Source organism: Trueperella sp. HMSC08H06 (genome assembly GCF_001808465.1).
Taxonomy (GTDB): domain Bacteria; phylum Actinomycetota; class Actinomycetes; order Actinomycetales; family Actinomycetaceae; genus Trueperella; species Trueperella bernardiae.
The window spans coordinates 88,816-106,937 of the sequence record NZ_KV793351.1; the positions used below are offsets into that span (position 1 = coordinate 88,816).

At 66.1% G+C, this 18,122-nt stretch carries 14 protein-coding genes; 3 read left to right on the plus strand and 11 right to left on the minus strand.

The window, feature by feature from the left end:
* Positions 1-104: 104 nt before the first annotated feature.
* From HMPREF3174_RS04905 to HMPREF3174_RS04920, 4 genes are all read right to left on the minus strand, one after another.
* Positions 105-1,829, minus strand: coding sequence for an ABC transporter family substrate-binding protein (locus tag HMPREF3174_RS04905; RefSeq protein ID WP_062613668.1), 1,725 nt, complete (start codon positions 1,827-1,829; stop codon positions 105-107).
* Positions 1,830-2,040: 211 nt separating this feature from the next.
* Positions 2,041-4,161 carry a dipeptide ABC transporter ATP-binding protein gene (locus HMPREF3174_RS04910; protein WP_101923747.1) on the minus strand — a complete coding sequence of 707 codons (2,121 nt, stop codon included), beginning with the start codon at positions 4,159-4,161 and terminating at the stop codon, positions 2,041-2,043.
* A 20-nt stretch (positions 4,162-4,181) separates the two neighbouring features.
* Positions 4,182-5,180: an ABC transporter permease gene (locus tag HMPREF3174_RS04915; RefSeq protein WP_082661181.1), complete on the minus strand. Its 999-nt coding sequence runs from the start codon at positions 5,178-5,180 to the stop codon at positions 4,182-4,184.
* Positions 5,180-6,190, minus strand: a complete 1,011-nt coding sequence (locus HMPREF3174_RS04920; protein ID WP_062613670.1) for an ABC transporter permease — start codon at positions 6,188-6,190, stop codon at positions 5,180-5,182. The genes HMPREF3174_RS04915 and HMPREF3174_RS04920 overlap by 1 nt, the downstream gene beginning before the upstream one ends.
* Positions 6,191-6,408: 218 nt before the next feature.
* On the opposite strand from HMPREF3174_RS04920, the gene lipB reads away from it, so the two are divergent.
* Together lipB and lipA are read left to right on the plus strand one after the other, a co-directional pair.
* Positions 6,409-7,152, plus strand: coding sequence for a lipoyl(octanoyl) transferase LipB (gene lipB / locus HMPREF3174_RS04925; RefSeq protein ID WP_062613671.1), 744 nt, complete (start codon positions 6,409-6,411; stop codon positions 7,150-7,152).
* Between the two features lie 43 nt (positions 7,153-7,195).
* On the plus strand, positions 7,196-8,230 hold the full coding sequence (gene lipA / locus HMPREF3174_RS04930) for a lipoyl synthase (protein ID WP_062613672.1): 1,035 nt from the start codon (positions 7,196-7,198) through the stop codon (positions 8,228-8,230).
* Positions 8,231-8,254: 24 nt separating this feature from the next.
* Here the strand turns inward: lipA and HMPREF3174_RS04935 are convergent, their stop codons facing one another.
* From HMPREF3174_RS04935 to HMPREF3174_RS04950, 4 genes are all read right to left on the minus strand, one after another.
* On the minus strand, positions 8,255-9,817 hold the full coding sequence (locus HMPREF3174_RS04935) for a class I adenylate-forming enzyme family protein (protein ID WP_070448111.1): 1,563 nt from the start codon (positions 9,815-9,817) through the stop codon (positions 8,255-8,257).
* Positions 9,810-11,087 carry a M18 family aminopeptidase gene (locus HMPREF3174_RS04940; protein ID WP_062613674.1) on the minus strand — a complete coding sequence of 426 codons (1,278 nt, stop codon included), beginning with the start codon at positions 11,085-11,087 and terminating at the stop codon, positions 9,810-9,812. Before HMPREF3174_RS04940 ends, HMPREF3174_RS04935 begins: the two co-directional genes overlap by 8 nt.
* Positions 11,088-11,157: 70 nt before the next feature.
* The gene (locus HMPREF3174_RS04945; protein WP_148132170.1) at positions 11,158-11,862 is read right to left on the minus strand and encodes an alpha/beta hydrolase family protein; all 705 of its coding nucleotides are present in this window, start codon (positions 11,860-11,862) and stop codon (positions 11,158-11,160) included.
* A 66-nt stretch (positions 11,863-11,928) separates the two neighbouring features.
* Positions 11,929-12,399 (minus strand): protein-tyrosine phosphatase family protein, encoded by a 471-nt coding sequence (locus HMPREF3174_RS04950; RefSeq protein ID WP_210382925.1) that lies wholly within the window; start codon positions 12,397-12,399, stop codon positions 11,929-11,931.
* A 204-nt stretch (positions 12,400-12,603) separates the two neighbouring features.
* On the opposite strand from HMPREF3174_RS04950, the gene HMPREF3174_RS04955 reads away from it, so the two are divergent.
* Entirely contained in the window at positions 12,604-14,805 is a 2,202-nt protein-coding gene (locus tag HMPREF3174_RS04955) for an NADP-dependent isocitrate dehydrogenase (RefSeq protein WP_070448115.1), read from the plus strand.
* On the opposite strand, the gene focA is transcribed toward HMPREF3174_RS04955, so the two are convergent.
* The 3 genes from focA to HMPREF3174_RS04970 form a co-directional block, all read right to left on the minus strand.
* Positions 14,783-15,691 carry a formate transporter FocA gene (gene focA / locus HMPREF3174_RS04960; RefSeq protein ID WP_210382926.1) on the minus strand — a complete coding sequence of 303 codons (909 nt, stop codon included), beginning with the start codon at positions 15,689-15,691 and terminating at the stop codon, positions 14,783-14,785. The genes HMPREF3174_RS04955 and focA overlap by 23 nt on opposite strands.
* Before the next feature lie 147 nt (positions 15,692-15,838).
* On the minus strand, positions 15,839-17,434 hold the full coding sequence (locus HMPREF3174_RS04965; protein WP_070448117.1) for a hypothetical protein: 1,596 nt from the start codon (positions 17,432-17,434) through the stop codon (positions 15,839-15,841).
* Between the two features lie 33 nt (positions 17,435-17,467).
* On the minus strand, positions 17,468-18,097 hold the full coding sequence (locus HMPREF3174_RS04970) for a TIGR03085 family metal-binding protein (protein ID WP_070448119.1): 630 nt from the start codon (positions 18,095-18,097) through the stop codon (positions 17,468-17,470).
* Positions 18,098-18,122: the final 25 nt, after the last annotated feature.

Here is an 18,122-nt window from a genome sequence, read left to right on the forward strand (position 1 = left end):
ACACCGTCATCGGTCAAGTGTCAAACGCAGTCTCACGTGACAATATGCGGGAGGGCCGCCCCTTCCGGGACGGCCCTCCGTGTTCGTGTGCTATAGCCGAGAGATTACTTGGTGTAGCCGATGTTCTCGGTCAGCAGGGTCTCGAACGTGGTCGAACCGTAGTTCGCCAGGTTCGAGGGGATTGCCGTGATGTTCGCGCGGTAGTACAGCGGGAGAACCATGACTTCGTCCCAGATCACCTTATCGGCTTCGTTGGTGAGCTCGCGGCGCTTGTCGACGTCGGTCTCAGCAGCGATCTGCGGGATCAGCTCGTCAACCTTGTCAACCTTGAGGCCGGCGAAGTTCGAGTTCACGAGGTTGCCCTCGTCATCGAACGGGTTGCCGTAGATCTGGCCGACGTTCGCCATCGGGTACGGGGTGCCGTTCCACGCGAAGGAGGTCGCATCGTACTCGCCACCAATGACGTGCTTGAAGAAGTTCTGCCCCTCAACATCCTGGTAGGTCACCTTGATGCCGATGTCCTTCATCATCTCCATGAGCATGGCGCCCTCGTTCTCATTCGCGGCGTTACCCGGAATGCGCAGGTAACGGAAGCCAAGCTCCTGGCCGTCCTTCTCGTAGTAGCCCGAGGTTTCATTCATGGTGTAACCGGCGTCCTCGAGGAGGGCGGTGGCCGCCTCCGGGTCGAAGCCGACCGAGTTGTCCTGGTAGCCAGCCTGGTTCGGCATGAAGAAGTGGTTGCCCAGGTTCAGATCGTAATCCTGCGAGGGCAGGCCAGACAGGTCGGAAGCGGCAATGTCCTTGGTGTCAATGCCGAGCTGGATCGCCTGGCGAACCGCCTTGTCCTGGAGCGCACCCGCGCGGGAGTTGAAGGTGAAGTGACGCCACTGAACCGAGGACGACATCGTGATCTGAGCGTCGGGGCGGTTCTGTGCCGTCTCGTAGGAGGCGGCGTCAACAATGAAGTTGATCGCGTCGATCTCACCGTTCGCGAAGCCGGAGGCCGTGGCCTGCTGGTTCAGCGAGGAGAAGGTCACAGTCTCAAGCTTCGGAGTCGAGCCCCACCACTCAGGGTTGCGCTCAAGGGTAAGGACCTTCTGGGCGGCGTTCGAGTTCGCCACGCGGAACGGGCCGGCGAAGAACTTGTTCGCCTCGACCGGGTCAACCCAGCCAGTGTTGAAGGTCTCCGGATCGGAGATACCAGCCGCGGGCTGAACCGTGGAGAAGTTCGCCGACCAGTCCGGGTACTCCTCCGAGTACTTGGCGATGACTTGCTGCGGGGAGTCGCCAGCCTCGATCGACTTGATCTGGGTCCAGCCATCAGAGGACGGGCAGCTGATGCCCTCGACCTGGCCCGAGCAGGCCTTCCACAGCGCCTCGTAGTCGGCGGCGGTGATGGGCGTGCCGTCATTCCACTTGGAATCCGGGTTGAGGTTCAGGGTGATGACCATGGCGTTCTCGCCGTCGCCCTTAAGGTTCGCGTCATAGGACTCGAGGTAGGCCGGGTTGACGTCGAAGCCACCGTTCTCGTCGAAAATCCAGTTCACCGGGGCGATGAACGAGGAGATGGTGGAGGAGACGTCAACGGTATTGCCGTCAACGTGGCTTGGGTTGAACTGCTCCGGGTAGGCGTCAGAGATCGCGAGGCGGAGCGTACCGCCGTCGGCGAGCTCGGCCGGATCAACCTTGTTGTAGTCCGACGCCGGCAGCACCTTCTCGTCGCTACCCTTGCCCGGGTCGCCACCCGAGCCGCCGTTCGAACCACCAGACGAGCAGGCGCTCAGCGTGAGCGCGCCAGCGGCAACCAGTGCAATGCCTGCCTTCTTCATTCGCATAAAATGTCCTCCTTCAGGACTCGCCTTTCGCCGGACGTGCGAAAGTTCATGGAGCCAGATTAGTCCATAATCTCGACATCGTGAAAACCTCTCCCCATCCGTTACCGAAGCGTTATCTACTTTTCGGTCAAGAAATGTCTATTGCCGCCGGTCAAAAGGGTGGGCCCGCGATCGACGATCGCGGGCCCACCCCTACCTGGAACGGTTAGAAAACATTGAGCTGGCGCGGGTAGTAGCACGCCACGTCGTGATCTGCACCCATGGTGGAGAACTCGGGGTGAGCCCCCTGGCAGACCTGCTTCTCCCCCTCCATCAGCGTCTCAAAGACTGGACAACGGGTGACGAAGCGGCACCCCTTGGGCGGGTTCGCCGGCGACGGCAGGTCGCCCTTGAGCAGGATGCGGTGGCGACTGCGCTCCTTTGCCGGATCCGGAATCGGGATCGCGGAGAGCAGGGCCTGGGTGTAGGGATGACGCGGCGCCTCGAAGACGGCGTCGACATCGCCAACCTCCACGAGCTTGCCCAAGTACATGACGGCCACGCGGTCGGCGATATGGCGGATGACCGACAGGTCGTGAGCCACGAACAGGTAGGACAGGTTGAGCTTGGCGCGCAGTTCGTCCAGCAGGTTGATGACGCCGGCCTGGATCGACACGTCGAGTGCCGAGACGGGCTCATCCAGCACCAGCAGCTTGGGCTGGACCGCAAGCGCGCGGGCGATGCCGATGCGCTGGCGCTGGCCGCCGGAGAAGTTGCGCGGGTAGCGGTTGACGTGCGCGGGCTCGAGCCCCACCATGTCCATCAGTTCCTTCACCCGCGGCTCGATGTCGGCCTTATTCCAGCCGGCATACTTCAGCGGTTCAGCAATGATGTCGAAGACCGGCATGCGCGGGTCAAGGGAGGCCATCGGGTCCTGGAAGACCACTTGGAGGTCATTGCGCACGCGCTTGCGGTCCGCGCGCGTCATGTCCGCCGTGTTCTCCCCGAGCACCACGATCTTGCCCTCGATCGGCTTGACCAGGTTGAGGACCTCCATGAGGGTGGTCGTCTTACCCGAGCCGGACTCGCCCACGAGGCCCAGGGTCTCCCCCGCACGGATGTCGAGGGAAATGCCGTCCACCGCGTGGACCGTGCCCACGCGCCGGCGGAACACCGAGCCCTTCATGAGCGGGAAGTGCTTCTTCATGTCCTCCAGGCGCAGCACCTCTTCGCGCTCGTTGCGCGGCGTTCCATCGAACGGCGGAATGACGGGGGCGGGCTTGGGGTAAATATCCGAGTAGCGCTTCGATTCGTCGCGGATCTCCTCGCGGCGGATGCAGGCCACGTCGTGCGGGATGTCCGGGGTGTCAGACTTGACCGGCTCGAGCGTGGGTTCCCCGTCCAGGCAGGCTTCCACGGCCACCGGGCAGCGGGCGGCAAAAGGGCAGCCGGTCTGTTCGTACAGCATCGACGGCGGGTTGCCTTCGACGACGGCGAGCTGGCTGTCCTTCTTCGAATCGAGCCGCGGCAGGGAGCCGAGCAGGCCGATCGTGTAGGGCATGGCGGAGTGGTAGAAGATCTCGTCCACCGCGCCACGCTCCACGATGCGCCCGGCGTACATGACCGCCACCTTGTCGGCGATGCCGGCTACCACGCCCAGGTCGTGGGTGATCATGATGACCGCGGCGCCCGTCTCCTTCTGGGCGCGGCGCAGAACGTCGAGGATCTGGGCCTGGATGGTCACGTCGAGTGCCGTGGTCGGTTCGTCGGCGATGATGAGGTCCGGTTTGTTGGCGATCGCCATGGCGATCATGGCACGCTGGCGCATTCCGCCGGAGAACTCATGCGGGAAGGACTTGACCCGGATCTCGGGGTTCGGGATGCCCACGATGCTCAGCAGCTCTACCGCGCGGGCCTGGGCGTCCTTCTCCGAGATCTTCTTGTCATGCGACTGGAGTGCCTCGATGATCTGATCGCCGATCGTGTAGACCGGGGTCAGGGCCGAAAGCGGGTCCTGGAAGACCATGGCGATGTTCTTGCCGCGGATCTTCGACAGGTAGGAATCGGACTTGCCCAGGATCTCGGTGCCGTGGATCTTGACCGACCCCTCCACGTCCGCCGCCGGATCGAGCAGACCCATGATCGACATGGAGGTCACGGACTTACCCGATCCAGATTCGCCCACGATGCCGAGCACCTCGCCCGAGTTCACGGTGAGGTTGACTCCGCGCACGGCGTGCACCACGCCATCCTCGGAGGGGAAGCGGACGTTGAGGCCCGACACCTCCACCACCGGCACGCCGGGCGTGGGGGTGGGCAACGAACGATCGTCGGTAGTTTCACTCACGTTGGTCTCTTTCGTAGATGTCACGCCTTACCACCCCCGGACTTCGACGACGGGTCGAGCGCGTCGCGCAGACCGTCACCGATGAAGTTCACCGATGCCAGCATCACGACGAGCGCCACGGCCGGCGGCAGGAACAGCCACGGGTGTGTGATCGCCGACGCCTGGCCGGCGCCGATGAGCGAGCCGAGGGAGACCTGCGGGTCCTTGATGCCGAAGCCGAAGTAGGACAGGGAGGTCTCGGACAGCACTGCGGTGGCCACGCCGAGCGTGAAGTCGATGATGAGTAGCGAGGAGATGTTAGGCAGGATGTGGCGCACGATGATCGTGCCGGAGGGCACGGACATGAACTTCGCGGCGTGGACGTAGTCAAGGTTCTTCACCGACATCGTCAGCGACCGCACCACGCGCGCCGTCAGCATCCAGCCGAATCCTGCCAGCAACAGGATGAAGATGAACACGCCCTTGTTCTCCGCGCCGAAGCGGTTGGAGATGATGGCGATCATGAGGAAGGACGGGATGACCAGCATGAGGTCAATGAACCAGGTGGCGGCCTTGTCCACCCAGCCGCCGAAGTAAGCGGCGGCCGATCCGAAGAGGGCCGCCCATCCGGTCTGGATGAGCGCCACGGCGAAGCCGATGATGATCGACTTGCGCAGGCCCTCGAGCGTCATCGCGAACATGTCGCGCCCGCGGCGGTCGGTACCGAAGAGGTGCTCCGCGCTCGGGCCCTCGAGGTAGTGCCCGCGGTCGCGTTCGAGGTAGCTCCACTCCGTCAGGTGCGGGCCAATGATGGCCACGAGCAAGACGATGACGAGGCCGATGATGCCGACGACGGCCGTCTTGTTACGCCAGAAGCGGCGCAGGACGATCTGCCGGCGCGAGTAGCGCTTGGTGGAAGCCAGGCGCTCGGCATTCTGCTGGGCGAGCTTGGTGCGCACGGCGCCGAGCTGTGCGGCATCCGCCATCGGGGAAATCTGTTCGGGCAACACTACTTCAGTGGTGTGATCGAGATGCTCCATTAGTTCACCCTCACTCGTGGATCGACTGCTGCGATCAGGACGTCGGACAGGAAAGCGCCGGTGAGTGTGGCAACACCGGAGAAGGCGACCACGGCCGCGGTTCCGTTGATGTCCTGCGCCTGGATGGTCTTCACACCGTAGATGCCCATGCCCTCCCAGCCGAAGACCTGCTCGGTGATGGCGGCGCCCAGCACGAGGCCGGTGATGCCAAAGGCGAAGTAGGTAGCAATCGGGATGAGGGAGGTGCGCAGGGCGTGGCGGCGCACGGCGGTGCCGAAGCGCAGGCCCTTGGCGCGGGCGGTGCGCACGTAGTCGGCACCGAGGGTGTCAAGCATGAGGTTGCGCTGGTAGCGCGAATAAGTGGCGAGGCCGCCCAGCGAGATCGCGATCGTGGGCAGCAGCAGATGCGTGAGGCGATCTTGCAGGTTGGGCCAGAATTCCGCGGGTGGCACGGCTGACTGTGGCCCGAGGAATTGGAAGAAGGTTGAATCGAAGGTGTTGTTGAACCACACGGCACTCATCTGCAGGCCGATGGCGATAACCATGGCGGGGGTGGAGATGATGATCATGGCGATGATGGTGACGATGCGGTCACCCACCGAGTACTGGTGCACGGCCGCCCATGCGCCGATCGCCACGCCGCCGACGATGCCAATGAAGAAGCCGAGGAAGACCAGTTGCAAGGAGAGCAGGATGCGGTTGGCGACCTGGTCGTTGACCGATTCGCCCAGCGGGGAGAAGCCCCAGTCCCAGTGCCCGAAGACCATTCCGAGCCAGTCGACGTAGCGGCTCCAGATCGGCTCGAGCGGGTTGATGTTCCACGCGTTAAGGCGGGTGTCAACTGCCGCCACGACCTCCGCGTACGAACTGTTGGCCATCTTGGTCAGTTCGTTCTCGATGAGCATCGAGCGCGGATCCAACTGTGTGCCCGCCAAGAAGTAGGCGATAGTGACGGCTACGAACAGTAGAACTACGTAGTTCAGCAACCGTCGGATCAGATACTTAGTCATGCGAGGCCTTCTCGTAAGTGACGCCCTCCGCCTCGCTTGGACGATGGGCGTCAATTCTTCACTTATGGTCAGGGAGTCTATACCCAAGCATTGATCTAATCACGTTTAGAGGTGTCCCGCCCCTCAAATTCAGTTCAAAATCACGCTAGGGAATGCCCTCGGAGTGGCAAAGCCGACCTCGAGTCGATAACTGACCACTTCCAAACTAGGCTGAATCCGTGCAGATCGTCAACGTACTTCATCGCGGCCCAGTCGATTACATGACCGTTGACCGTCTCCAGCGCTATATTCACGGCGAGGTGGCGGCTTTGCGGATGCCGGATACCTTTATTGTGTGGGAGGCCCAGCCCACCTACACGGCCGGCCGGCGCACGGAGGACAAGGACATCCCGGACACGTCCGTGCCGGTGATCCGGATGGATCGGGGCGGATCGGTCACCTATCACGGCCCGGGCCAGCTTGTGGTCTACCCCATCGTCAAGGTCCGCCCGCCGAAGGACGTAGTCGCGTTCGTGCGCAACACGGAGCGGGCGATCATGGGGGCGCTTGCCGAGTACGGCATCGACTCGGTCCAGGTGGAGGGCCGGTCCGGGGTGTGGATCTGCGCGCCCGGCGCGATCGATCGGAAGGTGTGCGCGATCGGCATCAAGTTCGCTGACGACGCCACGATGCACGGCCTCGCCCTCAACGTCACCACCAACCTGGAGGACTTCACGCGGGTCATCCCCTGCGGCCTTGCCGACGCCGGGGTCACCTCGCTTGCCGAGCTGGGACATCCCACCACGCTCGACGACGCCGCAGTCACCCTCTTGCCTCACCTCGCGCGGGCCTACCAGCAGTTTGCGCTGCGCCCGTCGGAGGAGCTGGAGGTCGCGGACACGGAGGCGATCATCACCCAGATGGGCGACTTCCACCCCACCCCGCACGCGGATACCGGCTCGGCCTGGCATCCCCGCCACTAGGCGGCCCGGCTTACAATGACGACGTACGTTTAAAGGAGAACACGTGAGCCTCAGCATCGACCAGCGAAATCCCGAGGGGCGCAAGTTGCTGCGCATCGAAGAGCGCAACGCCGAGACACCGATCGAATCGAAACCGGAGTGGATCAAGACCACCGCCACCGTGGGCAAGGAATACACCGACATGCGCAACCGCGTGGACGGCGCCGGCCTACACACGGTGTGCAAGGAGGCCAACTGCCCCAACATCTACGAGTGTTGGGAGGACCGCGAGGCCTCCTTCCTCATCGGCGGTGACATCTGCACCCGCCGCTGCGACTTCTGCTTTATTAAGACGGGCAGGCCCACCGAGTACGACGTCGACGAGCCGCGCCGCGTGGCGGAGAGCGTGCGCGAGATGCAGCTCAACTACGCCACGATCACGGGCGTCACCCGCGATGACCTGGAGGACGGCGCCTCCTGGCTGTACGCGGAGACGTGCCGCAAGATCCACGAGCTGTGCCCGAACACGGGCGTGGAGCTCCTGATCGACGACATGCGCGGCGGCGCCCCGGCCCTCCAGCGGGTCTTCGATTCGCGCCCCGAGGTGCTAGCCCACAACCTGGAGACCGTGCCGCGCATCTTTAAGAAGATCCGCCCGGCTTTCCGCTACGAGCGCTCGCTCGACCTGATCACGTTCGCCTCGGAGAACGAGCTGATCACGAAGTCGAACCTCATCCTCGGCATGGGCGAGACCCACGACGAGGTGCTGGCGACCATGGCCGACCTGCGCGAGGCCGGCTGCGACATCCTCACCATCACCCAATACCTGCGCCCCTCCAAGTTGCACCACCCGATCGACCGCTGGGTTAAGCCCGCGGAGTTCGTGGAGCTGTCGAAGATCGGCTACGAGATGGGCTTTGCCGGGATCATGGCCGGTCCGCTCGTGCGCTCCTCTTACCGTTCGGGCTCGTTGTGGTCGCGGGCGATGAAGCACAAGGGTTGGGAGATCCCCGAGAACCTGCGCGCGATCGCCGGCGCGGACGACAAGCCGCTGTTTGCCCGCCAGGAGGCGGCCGCCGTCGTCGCCCGCCACGGCTGACCGCGCGGCCGCGCAACCGCCGGGTCAGAACATCGCCACGAGGGCGTTGCGGTCGGCCTTGCCGTTGCCGTTGATCGGTAGCGCGTCCACCACGATGAGCTTGCGCGGCACCTTGAAGCGTGCCAGGCGCGAGCCCACATGGCGCTGGACATCCTCGAGGGTGGGGGCCGCATGCCCGGCCTGCATGACCACCGCGGCCGACACCGTCTCTCCCCACTTCTCGTCCGGCGTGCCCACGACCGCACAGTCGGAGATGCCCTCCATCTGGGCCAGCACCGCCTGGATCTCCTCGGCCTGAATGTTGACTCCGCCGGAGTTGATGACGTTGTGCAGGCGCCCGGTCACCGACATGAAGCCGTCCTCGTCGAGGCGCACCAGGTCTCCTGTGTGGAGCCAGCCGGACCGGAAGGACTGCGCGGTTTGAAGCGGGTCGTGCCAGTAGCCGTTCACGACGCTCGGGCCCCGGACCACCAGCTCGCCCTCGGTCGTGTCGTTGCCGTCGGCGTCGACAATGCGGGCCTCCACGTGCGCGAAGGGCCGCCCGATAGAGCCGGGCCGTTCGGCCAGGTGTTCGGCCGGCAGGTACGCGCCGGAGGCTCCCATCTCGGTCATCCCCCACACGTTAAGCGGTTTGAGGCCGGCGTCCATGAGGCGGGCCAGTAACGCCGGCGGCACCATGCCCCCGCCGATGAGTGGCAGGCGCCAGTGGCTGAGGTCGCGCACGGGGAAGCTCGGGTGGTCGAGGAGGGCGGCGTAGATGGTCGGCACGCCGAACATCATCGTCACCTGGTGTTCTTCGAGCAGGTCGAGCACGACGCCGGGGTTGAAGTCGCGCACCAGCACCACCTTCCCGCCGTGCGAGAACAGATCGAGGGTGGTGCCATTGAAGCCGCCGATGTGGGTCATCGGCGCGACAGTCAGCACCGAGTCCAGGTTGGAGTACTCGAAGCCCTCGCGGAAGTTGCGACTGGCCCACCACAGCTGTTCATGGGTGAGTTCCACCGCCTTGGGCATGCCCGCCGAGGCCGAGGTAAAGAGCATCGCGGCCGGCCCCTCCGGGTACTGGCGGGAGTTCAGCGCCGTGGAGCCGTCCTTGATAGTGGTGATGAACTTGCCGTTCTGGGCCTCCATCGCCGCGCCGATCCCGATGAAGCCGTTGGAGATGGCGGTGGAGACGGAGGCGGCGTCATCGTCGACCACCAGGTGGAGCAGCGTGCCGGTGGACGTGAAGATGCCCAGGTCCGCGAGCGCCGCTTCGAGCACCACCACACGCGGGCCGCAAAAGTCCACGATTGCCTGGTGGTCGGCGCGGGTGAGGCGCGCGGAGACGGGCACGAAGATGGCGCCCAGCCGCGCGCACGCCACATGCAGGAGCAGGTGGTAGGGCGAGTTGCGGGAGATGAGCATGACCCGGTCACCCTCGGAGACACCGGCGGCGGCGAGCATTTGCGCGAGCTGGCGGGTGCGGACGGCAGCCTCGACCACCGTTATCTCCGCACTCCCGTAAACGATGGAGGTGCGCTGGGGGTGGGTGCGGGCCGCGCGGTCGAGGGCGTGGGCGGCGTTGTAGTTCGGTTTCTTAAGCACCGGCGAAGTATCCTCGCAAAATCGCGGTCATGGCCTCGATGTCGGCCGGCGAGGAGATCTCGCGCGCCGAATGCATCGACAGCAGCGGCACGCCCACGTCCACCGTGAGCACTCCCAACCGGGTGGCGGTGAGCGGGCCGATCGTGGAGCCGCAGGGCACGTCGTTGTTGGAGACGAACTGCTGGGTGGCCACCCCTTCGGCGGCGGCCGCGCGTAGCCACAGCGCGGTGCCCTCGGCCTCGGTTGCGTAGCGTTGGTTGGCGTTGACCTTGAGCAGCGGGCCGCCCCCGAGCACGGGGTGGTGGTCCGGGTCGTGCAGGCCCGCCTTGTTCGGGCTGATGGAGTGGCCGGCGTCGGCGGAGATGCACGTGGAGTTGGCGATCATCCGGGCAAAACGCTCGTCCCCCACGGCGTCGAGCTCGAGGCTGGCGGCAATGCGGCGGAGCGTATTTTCGAGGAAGGGCCCGGCCGCGCCGGTGTAGGTGGACGAGCCGACCTCCTCGTGGTCGAAGGCCACGAAGATCGCCACGTCCTCGCCCTCCGCCACCGCGGCCTGCACGCCGGGATCGAGGAAGGCCGAGAGCGAGGTGAAGACCGAGGAAAGGTTGTCCTGGCGGCCAGCGGAGAAGAAGGCATCCCCGCTCGGCCCGCCGTAGACCGCGGGCTCCTGCACGTCGTAGGCGAAGAGGTCAAAGGCCGCGGCGCGCTCTGGGTCCACCCCGGCCAGCTCGCAGATGTAGGGCAGCAGCTCCGCCTCCCCGATTGCCCAGATTGGCTTGTAATCGACCTGGCGGGAGAGCTTGAGGTTATCGTTGACCGAGCGGTCCAGGTGCGGGGCCAGCTGCGGGATGGTCATGATGGCGGGCGTGCGCACCAGGTGCACGGTGCCGTCCAGTTCGGTCACAACGCCGGCCAGGCCCAGGTCCCGATTCAGCCAGGAGTTGAGCAGCCCGCCGCCGTAGACCTCCACGTTGACCTGCCCAAACCCGTGGGCCTGGCTGGAGGGGGCAGGCTTGACCTTGAAACTCGGGGAGTCGGTGTGGGAACCGACGATCCGGAAGCCCGAATCCGGGCCGACCTTTCCCACGCACCACGCGATGACGGCCCCGCCGCGCACGAGGAAGCCCTTGCGCTCCCCCACCCACGCCGCCTGTTCATCCTGGCGGGCATACCCGGCCTCCCCCAGGCGCCGGGCGATCTCAGCCGCGGCGTGGAACGAGCTCGGGGACGCACTAATGAAAGCTGCATAATCCTGGATCAACGTAGACATGCCGCCATTGTACGTGGTGGCAGGCCACCGCCCCGAGTTTTTCCGCCACGGAATGAAGAACGCGGGCTACCTAGCGCTCCTGGGCGGCGAGCGCGCCGAGGAGGAAGACCCAGGCGTCGCGGTCGGGGCGGATGAGGTCCAGGTGGTCGGCTCCCTCCACCACGGCCAGGTTGAATGGCTCGGCGCGCAACTCGCGCGAGCGGTCCACCGGCACCAGCGCGTCGTCGACCCCGTGAATGATGTCCACCGAGAGTTCGCGGGCGCGGAAGCGCGCCGGGCCCACCTGGTAATAGGTAAAGAGCGGGTCGTAGACGGCGTAGCGATCCGGGACCTCCTCTGGCAGTCCGCCGATCCAGCGAGCCGTGGTGCCGCCGTCATCGACTTCGTGCACATCGCGCGCCAGGTCGAGGATCGGGGCGAGGAGGACGGCGGAGCACACGGCCGTTTCCGGCGCGAGTGCCACGTTCATCGCAAAGGTGCCACCGACGTCGTGACCCACCCAGATCGCCTGGCCGAGCACCGGATGCATGCCGAGCGTGGTGTAGTCGGCCGCGGCGAGTTCGGGGCGGGCGTCCACGCGGCGATAGTCGACCAGGCCCACACAGTAGCCGGCGCGGGCGAGCGCGCGGGCGGCCGGGCGGGTGGCGGCAAGGGCGTGGTGGAACAGGGCGCCGTGGACGAGGCAGACGGGCCGGCCTGCCGGATCGCCATACCACTCGATGACCTGGTTCGGCGCCTCCCCGTAGGACTCCACACGGTCAGGTCGGATCGGCAAGGTTCGAAGCCATTGCACGGCCCGCTCTTCCCCGAGGGAGAGCCCGGGTGGTTGAACATCCATCGACTAGTTGCTTTCGGCACCCATGTCGTTGACGAAGGCGCGCTGGGCGGGCGTCTCCACCGCGTGGGGATCGTAGTTAGTCTTGACGAAATCGATCGCGGCGTGCGGGTCCATGCCATCGAGCACGCCCATGATGGCGAGCGCGGTGCCCGTGCGGCCCACACCTCCAGCGCACACGATCTCCACCTTCTCGTTTTCCGCGCGCTCCCACGCCTCACGCAGCACCTCGTGCGCCTGGGCGGGGCGGCGCGGCAGGCGGAGGTCCGGCCAGTCGATGAGAATGGTTTCGGTTGCCGACGTCACCACGCCGGGGTGGCCGAAGCGCGAGCCGACGCCGGTGGTGAGAATGACGCACAGGTCAGCCGGCTCCTCGGTGGCCTTGCGCCACGAGCGGCCGCGAACCCGGCGTCCGGACGGGAATTCCACGACGCCGTGGGACATCGCCCAGTGCTTGACTGCGCTCCCTTGTATCATCGTGCTCCCTCGGTTGATTGATGATTTCACCGTACCAACCGAGGCGTAGATTCCGAAAAGCTTTCCTCGCGAAAAGGGCACATCTAGCCCAAGATCACACTCGGTTGCAGGAGGACGGCACGAGATTGCGTAGTGCCTCACACGGAGCGCAAAAATCGGATAATCTTGAGATCGAGAGAAATTCTTGCCCGCAAAGGAGACCTCATGGCACGGATCATTTACACTCACACCGACGAAGCTCCCATGCTCGCCACCGCCTCCCTGCTGCCCATCATCGAAGGCTTCACGGCGCAGGCCGGCATCGACGTCGAGCTGCGCGATATCTCCCTGGCCGGCCGCATCATCGCCGCCCTGTCCGACTTCCTGCCCGCGGGCCAGCGCCAGTCCGACGCGCTCGCCGAGCTCGGTGAGCTGGCCAAGACCCCCGAGGCCAACATCATCAAACTGCCCAACATCTCCGCCTCGATCCCCCAGCTCAAGGCCGCGATCGCCGAGCTGCAGGCCGAGGGCTACGCGCTGCCCGACTACCCCGAGCCCCCCGCCACCGATGAGGAGCGCGAGATCCGCGCCCGTTACGACGCCGTCAAGGGCTCGGCCGTCAACCCCGTGTTGCGCGAGGGCAACTCCGACCGCCGCGCACCCCAGGCCGTGAAGAACTTCGCCAAGGCCCACCCGCACTCGATGAAGCCATGGTCAGCCGACTCCCGCACGCGGGTGGCCACGATGGACGCCGGCGACTTCCGCGCCAACGAGGTCAGCACGGTCATTTCCGGCGACGGCGCCGTGCAGATCGTGTTCGTGGGCGCGGGCGGGGAGCGCGTGCTGCGCGAGGTGCCCGTGACGGACGGCGAGGTTTTTGACGCCACGAAGATGGACGCCGCGGGGCTCCAGGAGTTCTTGGCCGGGACCGTGGCCGAGGCGAAGGACACCGGCGTGCTGTACTCCTTGCACATGAAGGCCACCATGATGAAGGTCTCCGACCCAATCATCTTCGGCCACGCCGTCGCCGCCTTCTTCCCCCAGACCTTCGCCGCCTACGGAAAGGCGCTTGCCGACGCCGGCCTGTCGCCGAACGACGGCCTCGGTTCGGTGCTTGCCGGGCTCGACGCGCTGAAGAACGGCTCCGAGATCCGCGCCTCCTTCGAACGCGAGATGGCCGAGGGCCCGGGCCTGTCCATGGTTAACTCCGACCGTGGCATTACCAACCTCCACGTCCCCTCCGACGTGATCGTAGACGCCTCGATGCCGGCCATGATCCGCAACGGCGGCAAGGCGTGGGACAAGGATGGCAACACGGCCGACACCCTGGCCGTCATCCCTGACTCCAGCTACGCCGGGGTCTACGAGGCTGTGATCGAGGACTGCAAGGCCAACGGCGCTTTCGACCCGGCCACCATGGGCACCGTGCCAAACGTGGGCCTCATGGCGCAGAAGGCCGAGGAGTACGGCTCGCACGACAAGACGTTCGAGATCGCCGAGGCGGGCCACGTGGAGGTGCGCAAGGATGGTGAGGTGCTCCTGCGCGTTGAGGTGGGCGCGGGCGACATCTACCGCTCGTGCCAGACGAAGGACGCTCCGATCCGCGACTGGGTCTCGCTCGCCGTGCGTCGTGCCCGCCTGTCTGGGATGCCGGCCGTGTTCTGGCTCGACCCGGAGCGCGCCCACGACCGCACGATCCGCGCCAAGGTGGATGCCTACCTGCTCGAGGAGGACACCACCGGGCTCGACATCCGCGTCCTGTCGCCCATCGAGGCCACGCGCTTCACGCTCGAGCGCATCCGCAAGGGCGAGGACACGATTTCGGTGACCGGCAACGTGCTACGCGACTACCTCACCGACCTCTTCCCCATCATGGAGCTTGGCACGTCGGCCAAGATGCTGTCGGTGGTGCCGCTCATGGCCGGCGGTGGCCTGTTCGAGACAGGCGCGGGCGGTTCGGCGCCGAAGCACGTGGAGCAGCTCATCAACGAGATGCACCTGCGCTGGGATTCGCTCGGCGAGTTCCTGGCCCTGGCCGAGTCGCTACGCCAGCTCTCCCGCTTCGCCAACAACCCGCGGGCCGCCGTGCTCGCCGACGCGCTCGACCGCGCCACCGAAACCCTGCTCAATGAGGGCCGCTCGCCGCAGTACAAGACCGGCACGCCGGACACACGCTCCTCGCACGCCTGGCTCGCCATCTACTGGGCTGACGAACTCGCCAAGGCCGACGACGACGTCGCCGCCACCTTCGCGCCCTTCGCCCGCCAGCTGGCCGAAAACGCGGAGACAATCGAGGCCGAGCTGCTCGCCTCGCAGGGTCAGCACTCCGGGATCGAGGGCTACTACCACCCGGACAAGGCGCAGGTTGAGGCCGCGATGCGGCCCTCGGCCACGCTGAATGCCATCATCGACGCGATGCGGAAGTAGCCCCCGCCTTCGCGTGCGTCCACCAGAAGAACATTCCAATCATCAGCCCGCCGCCCACGATGTTACCGAGCGTGACGGGGATGAGGTTATCGAGGAGGAATGACTGAACGGTGAGGGTGCCGGTGGCGCTCGGGTCCAGGCCGAGCGCCACCGGCCCTTCTGACGTCCAAAACTCCGGGCCGACCATGCGGCTGGTGGCGATCGCCATCGGGATGAGGAACATGTTCGCCACCGAGTGCTCGAAACCCGTGGCCACGAACAGCACGATCGGAGCGAAGGCGGCCAGGATCTTGTCAGCCGTGGTCTTGCCCGTGTACGAGGCCCAGATCGCCAGGCACACGAGCATGTTGCACAGGATGCCGAGCACGAAGGCCTGGCCCCACGAGTGGGAAAGCTTACCCATTGCGGCACTCATCGCCACCGCGCCCCACGCACCCTCGCCCTGCATGTAGGTGCCCGAGGCCACAATGAGGGCGGCCAGCACCAGGGCGCCCGTGAAGTTGCCCAGGTACACGATCCCCCAGTGCTTAGCCCACTGCCCCGCCCTGATCCGGTGCTCGGTGAGCGGGATGAGAGTCATTGTGGTGGAGGTGAACAAGTCCGCACCCGTGAGGATCACCAGGATGAGGCCCACCGAGAACGACACCCCGCCCACCAGCTTCGTCAGCCCGTACCACTCGGCATGGACGGCACCCATCTGGGTGGTCGTGTAGAAGACGAAGCCGAGGCCGATGAGGAAGCCGGCCATGACCGCGAGCGCGAACGACTTCCGCGCCGGGGCTGTGGCCTTGTGGTACATCTGCTCGGCTAGGTAGGCGGCGGTTTCGTCGGCAGTGCGGGAAAGCGTGGACATGGTGACCTTTCGTTCGGCAAACTGCTTCACCATACCCTACGCAGGCGTAGGACCCCGCCGCATGCCCAGGTGTGGCTACCTGTCCGGCGCCAGCCCGACAGAAGTCGTGAAAATACCGGCTACCGATTGCCATAGGGACCTGGCAGCTCTCTCATTCACGAGTTGTGACGGGGCGCGCTGTTATTGGTAGGAAACGAAGTCTGGCCGCGGCTCGACCTGGTAGGTCTGCTCGGGAGTGAGCATGGGCGCGTCCTCGTCGTAGAAGTTCTTCCAGCCCCAGTGGGTGACGTTCGGTGCGTTGTCGAGGAGGGTTGCCCACGTGGCGGCCTTGGCCTCCTGCGCGCCTTGCCCGTCCACGTGGATGAGGTAGGCCAGCTCGGCGCGGGACTGGTCGAGCTGGTCGATATTGCGCAGCATCTGCACCTGGAACTGGTGCAGGATCAGGAGCTTTTGCGGCAGGGCGTTCTCGCGCACGAAGTCCGCCAGGTAGGTGGCCACCGCGTTGACCTCGGCCATGTCCACGTGCCCGATCCGAGTGAGGGGCAGCTCGTCGGGCGCAAGGCGCCACTCCGGGTCGAGTGCCACGCCCACGTTCGGGTAGGTCAGTAACTCCTCGTAGGCCTGGACCTGGCTGAGAAAGCCGGCGCGGCCCGGCTGGAAGTCGAGCACCACGTACTGGCCGGCGGCCTGCGCCGCCTCGATGAGCGGCTTGAAGCCCTCGGGGTCCCATTCGCTGGAGTAGTTGCCGTCGTCGCCCGGGCCGCCCGAGGCCACGGTCACGATGACTTCGAGCGCGCCGATCACCTGGTCGTCGGTGAGGGCGCGGTAGGGTGCCGCAGTTTCCTCCGCACGGGCCACCGTCTCCTCCACGCTCTGCTCGCCGAGCACCCCCAGGGTGGTGGTGTACGGGGAACCGTAGAGCGCCACGTAGCGCTTGCCGCCGAAGACCAGCTGCCCGCCGCCGGGGAGCTGCGTGCCGGTCAAGGCGGTTGCGATCTGCCAGTCCAGATCCGGGTTTGCGGCGGCGAAGCTGGCCACCACGCCCTTGGCCTTGCCCAGCGCCTGGACAGTCTTGGCGGTCCCGCGCGGGTCGCCCTCCGACAGGAGCGCCTTGCCTCCCGCCGCCACCGACGTGCCGACCGCCGCCAGGTTCACCCCGTCGGTCAGCACCACCGAGCCGGGGGCGCGGGTGGCCGCCTCGACGTCGAGCGGCAGGTCCGACGCCGCTCCCGGATCCTCGTCATAAATGACGGTGCCGAGGGTGGTGAGTGCCTCCTCCACGCTCTCGTCGCCCGTGAGGTCGCCCACGTACGTGAGCCGGATGCCGAGCGCGTCCGCCGCCGCCTTCGCGCCGGGCCCAAGCGGCAGTTGCGTGCGCTCGCCCCACGTTGCGCTGTCCACGACGCCGTCCGTGAGCACCACCTGGACGCCCAGGCGCTCGAGCTCGTCGAGCACGGGCTCGGTGGGCTCACCGCCGCCAAGCATCAGGGCGGGGACGCCGAGCGCCGCGGCATAGGAGGCGGCCGCCCATGAGTCCTCCGCCGTCACGATCGCCACCTGTGCCGAGGCAAACCCGGCCTGGGATGCCTCGATCGACGCGGCCAGCGACTCGGGATTCAAGACCACGCGCTCGAGCGGCTGGGCCACAGCCACCGGCTGGGGCGCTGGAGGGGTGGCAGTCGGCGTCGTCGGAGAAGAATCACCGTGGCGCCCGATCGCGACCGTGACCAGGCCGGCGAGCACGAAAATCACCAGCGCCACGATCAACTTCTTCATGCCATCCCCCTTACTCCTCCCGGATCGTGCGCCCTACAGCGCGGCCGCGCGCGGCTCCACGCCCTCCGGGGAAAGGGTGACGTGGGCGGCGTCGCGCCCGTACACCCACAGCAGCACCTCGCCGGGTTCGCCCGTCACGGTCACCACACCGCCAGAGGCCGACCTCGGGTGGACGTCGAGCGTGAGGCGGCCCGGGATCCGCAGCTGCACCGGACGAGAGGAGCCGCGGAGCATCATCCGCCCCGCAATCATCGCCGCCTTCGTCAGCGTCGCCTGCTCGTGCTCACTCATCTTCCGCGCGGGAACCAGCGTGCCGTCCACCATCCACTGGCCGCGGCGCACGTCCTCGTGATGCACGAAATGCTCCGCCAGATTCATCCACCGATCCACGATACGCACAGGGCTGAACCGGCCCGGGCTCTCCGCCCACGCCTCCACCAGCTCCTCATACGGGCGGGCGAGCACCTGGGCCGTGACCGCATCCAGGTGGCCCTGCGCGGCCGAGACGAACATGCCTGCCGCCGCATCCGGGCGGTTCTCACGAACCCACAGGTGAGCCGCCAAATCGCGGGTGGTCCACCCCTCGCACAGCGTGGGGGCGTTCGGGCCCTGCTTGATGAGGAGGTCGGCGAGTCGGCGTCGTTCATCGTACGAAAAAGTCACGGTTCCAGCCTAAACCAGGGTGACG

What these genes read in the sequence shown, in the direction of transcription:
- HMPREF3174_RS04915 (WP_082661181.1), bottom strand. Translation starts at nt 5,180, where the DNA reads ATGGAGCATCTCGATCACACCACTGAAGTAGTGTTGCCCGAACAGATT.
- focA (WP_210382926.1), bottom strand. Translation starts at nt 15,691, where the DNA reads ATGGTGAAGCAGTTTGCCGAACGAAAGGTCACCATGTCCACGCTTTCC.
- HMPREF3174_RS04940 (WP_062613674.1), bottom strand. Translation starts at nt 11,087, where the DNA reads ATGTCTACGTTGATCCAGGATTATGCAGCTTTCATTAGTGCGTCCCCG.
- HMPREF3174_RS04905 (WP_062613668.1), bottom strand. Translation starts at nt 1,829, where the DNA reads ATGAAGAAGGCAGGCATTGCACTGGTTGCCGCTGGCGCGCTCACGCTG.
- HMPREF3174_RS04950 (WP_210382925.1), bottom strand. Translation starts at nt 12,399, where the DNA reads ATGATACAAGGGAGCGCAGTCAAGCACTGGGCGATGTCCCACGGCGTC.
- HMPREF3174_RS04955 (WP_070448115.1), top strand. Translation starts at nt 12,604, where the DNA reads ATGGCACGGATCATTTACACTCACACCGACGAAGCTCCCATGCTCGCC.
- HMPREF3174_RS04965 (WP_070448117.1), bottom strand. Translation starts at nt 17,434, where the DNA reads ATGAAGAAGTTGATCGTGGCGCTGGTGATTTTCGTGCTCGCCGGCCTG.
- HMPREF3174_RS04920 (WP_062613670.1), bottom strand. Translation starts at nt 6,190, where the DNA reads ATGACTAAGTATCTGATCCGACGGTTGCTGAACTACGTAGTTCTACTG.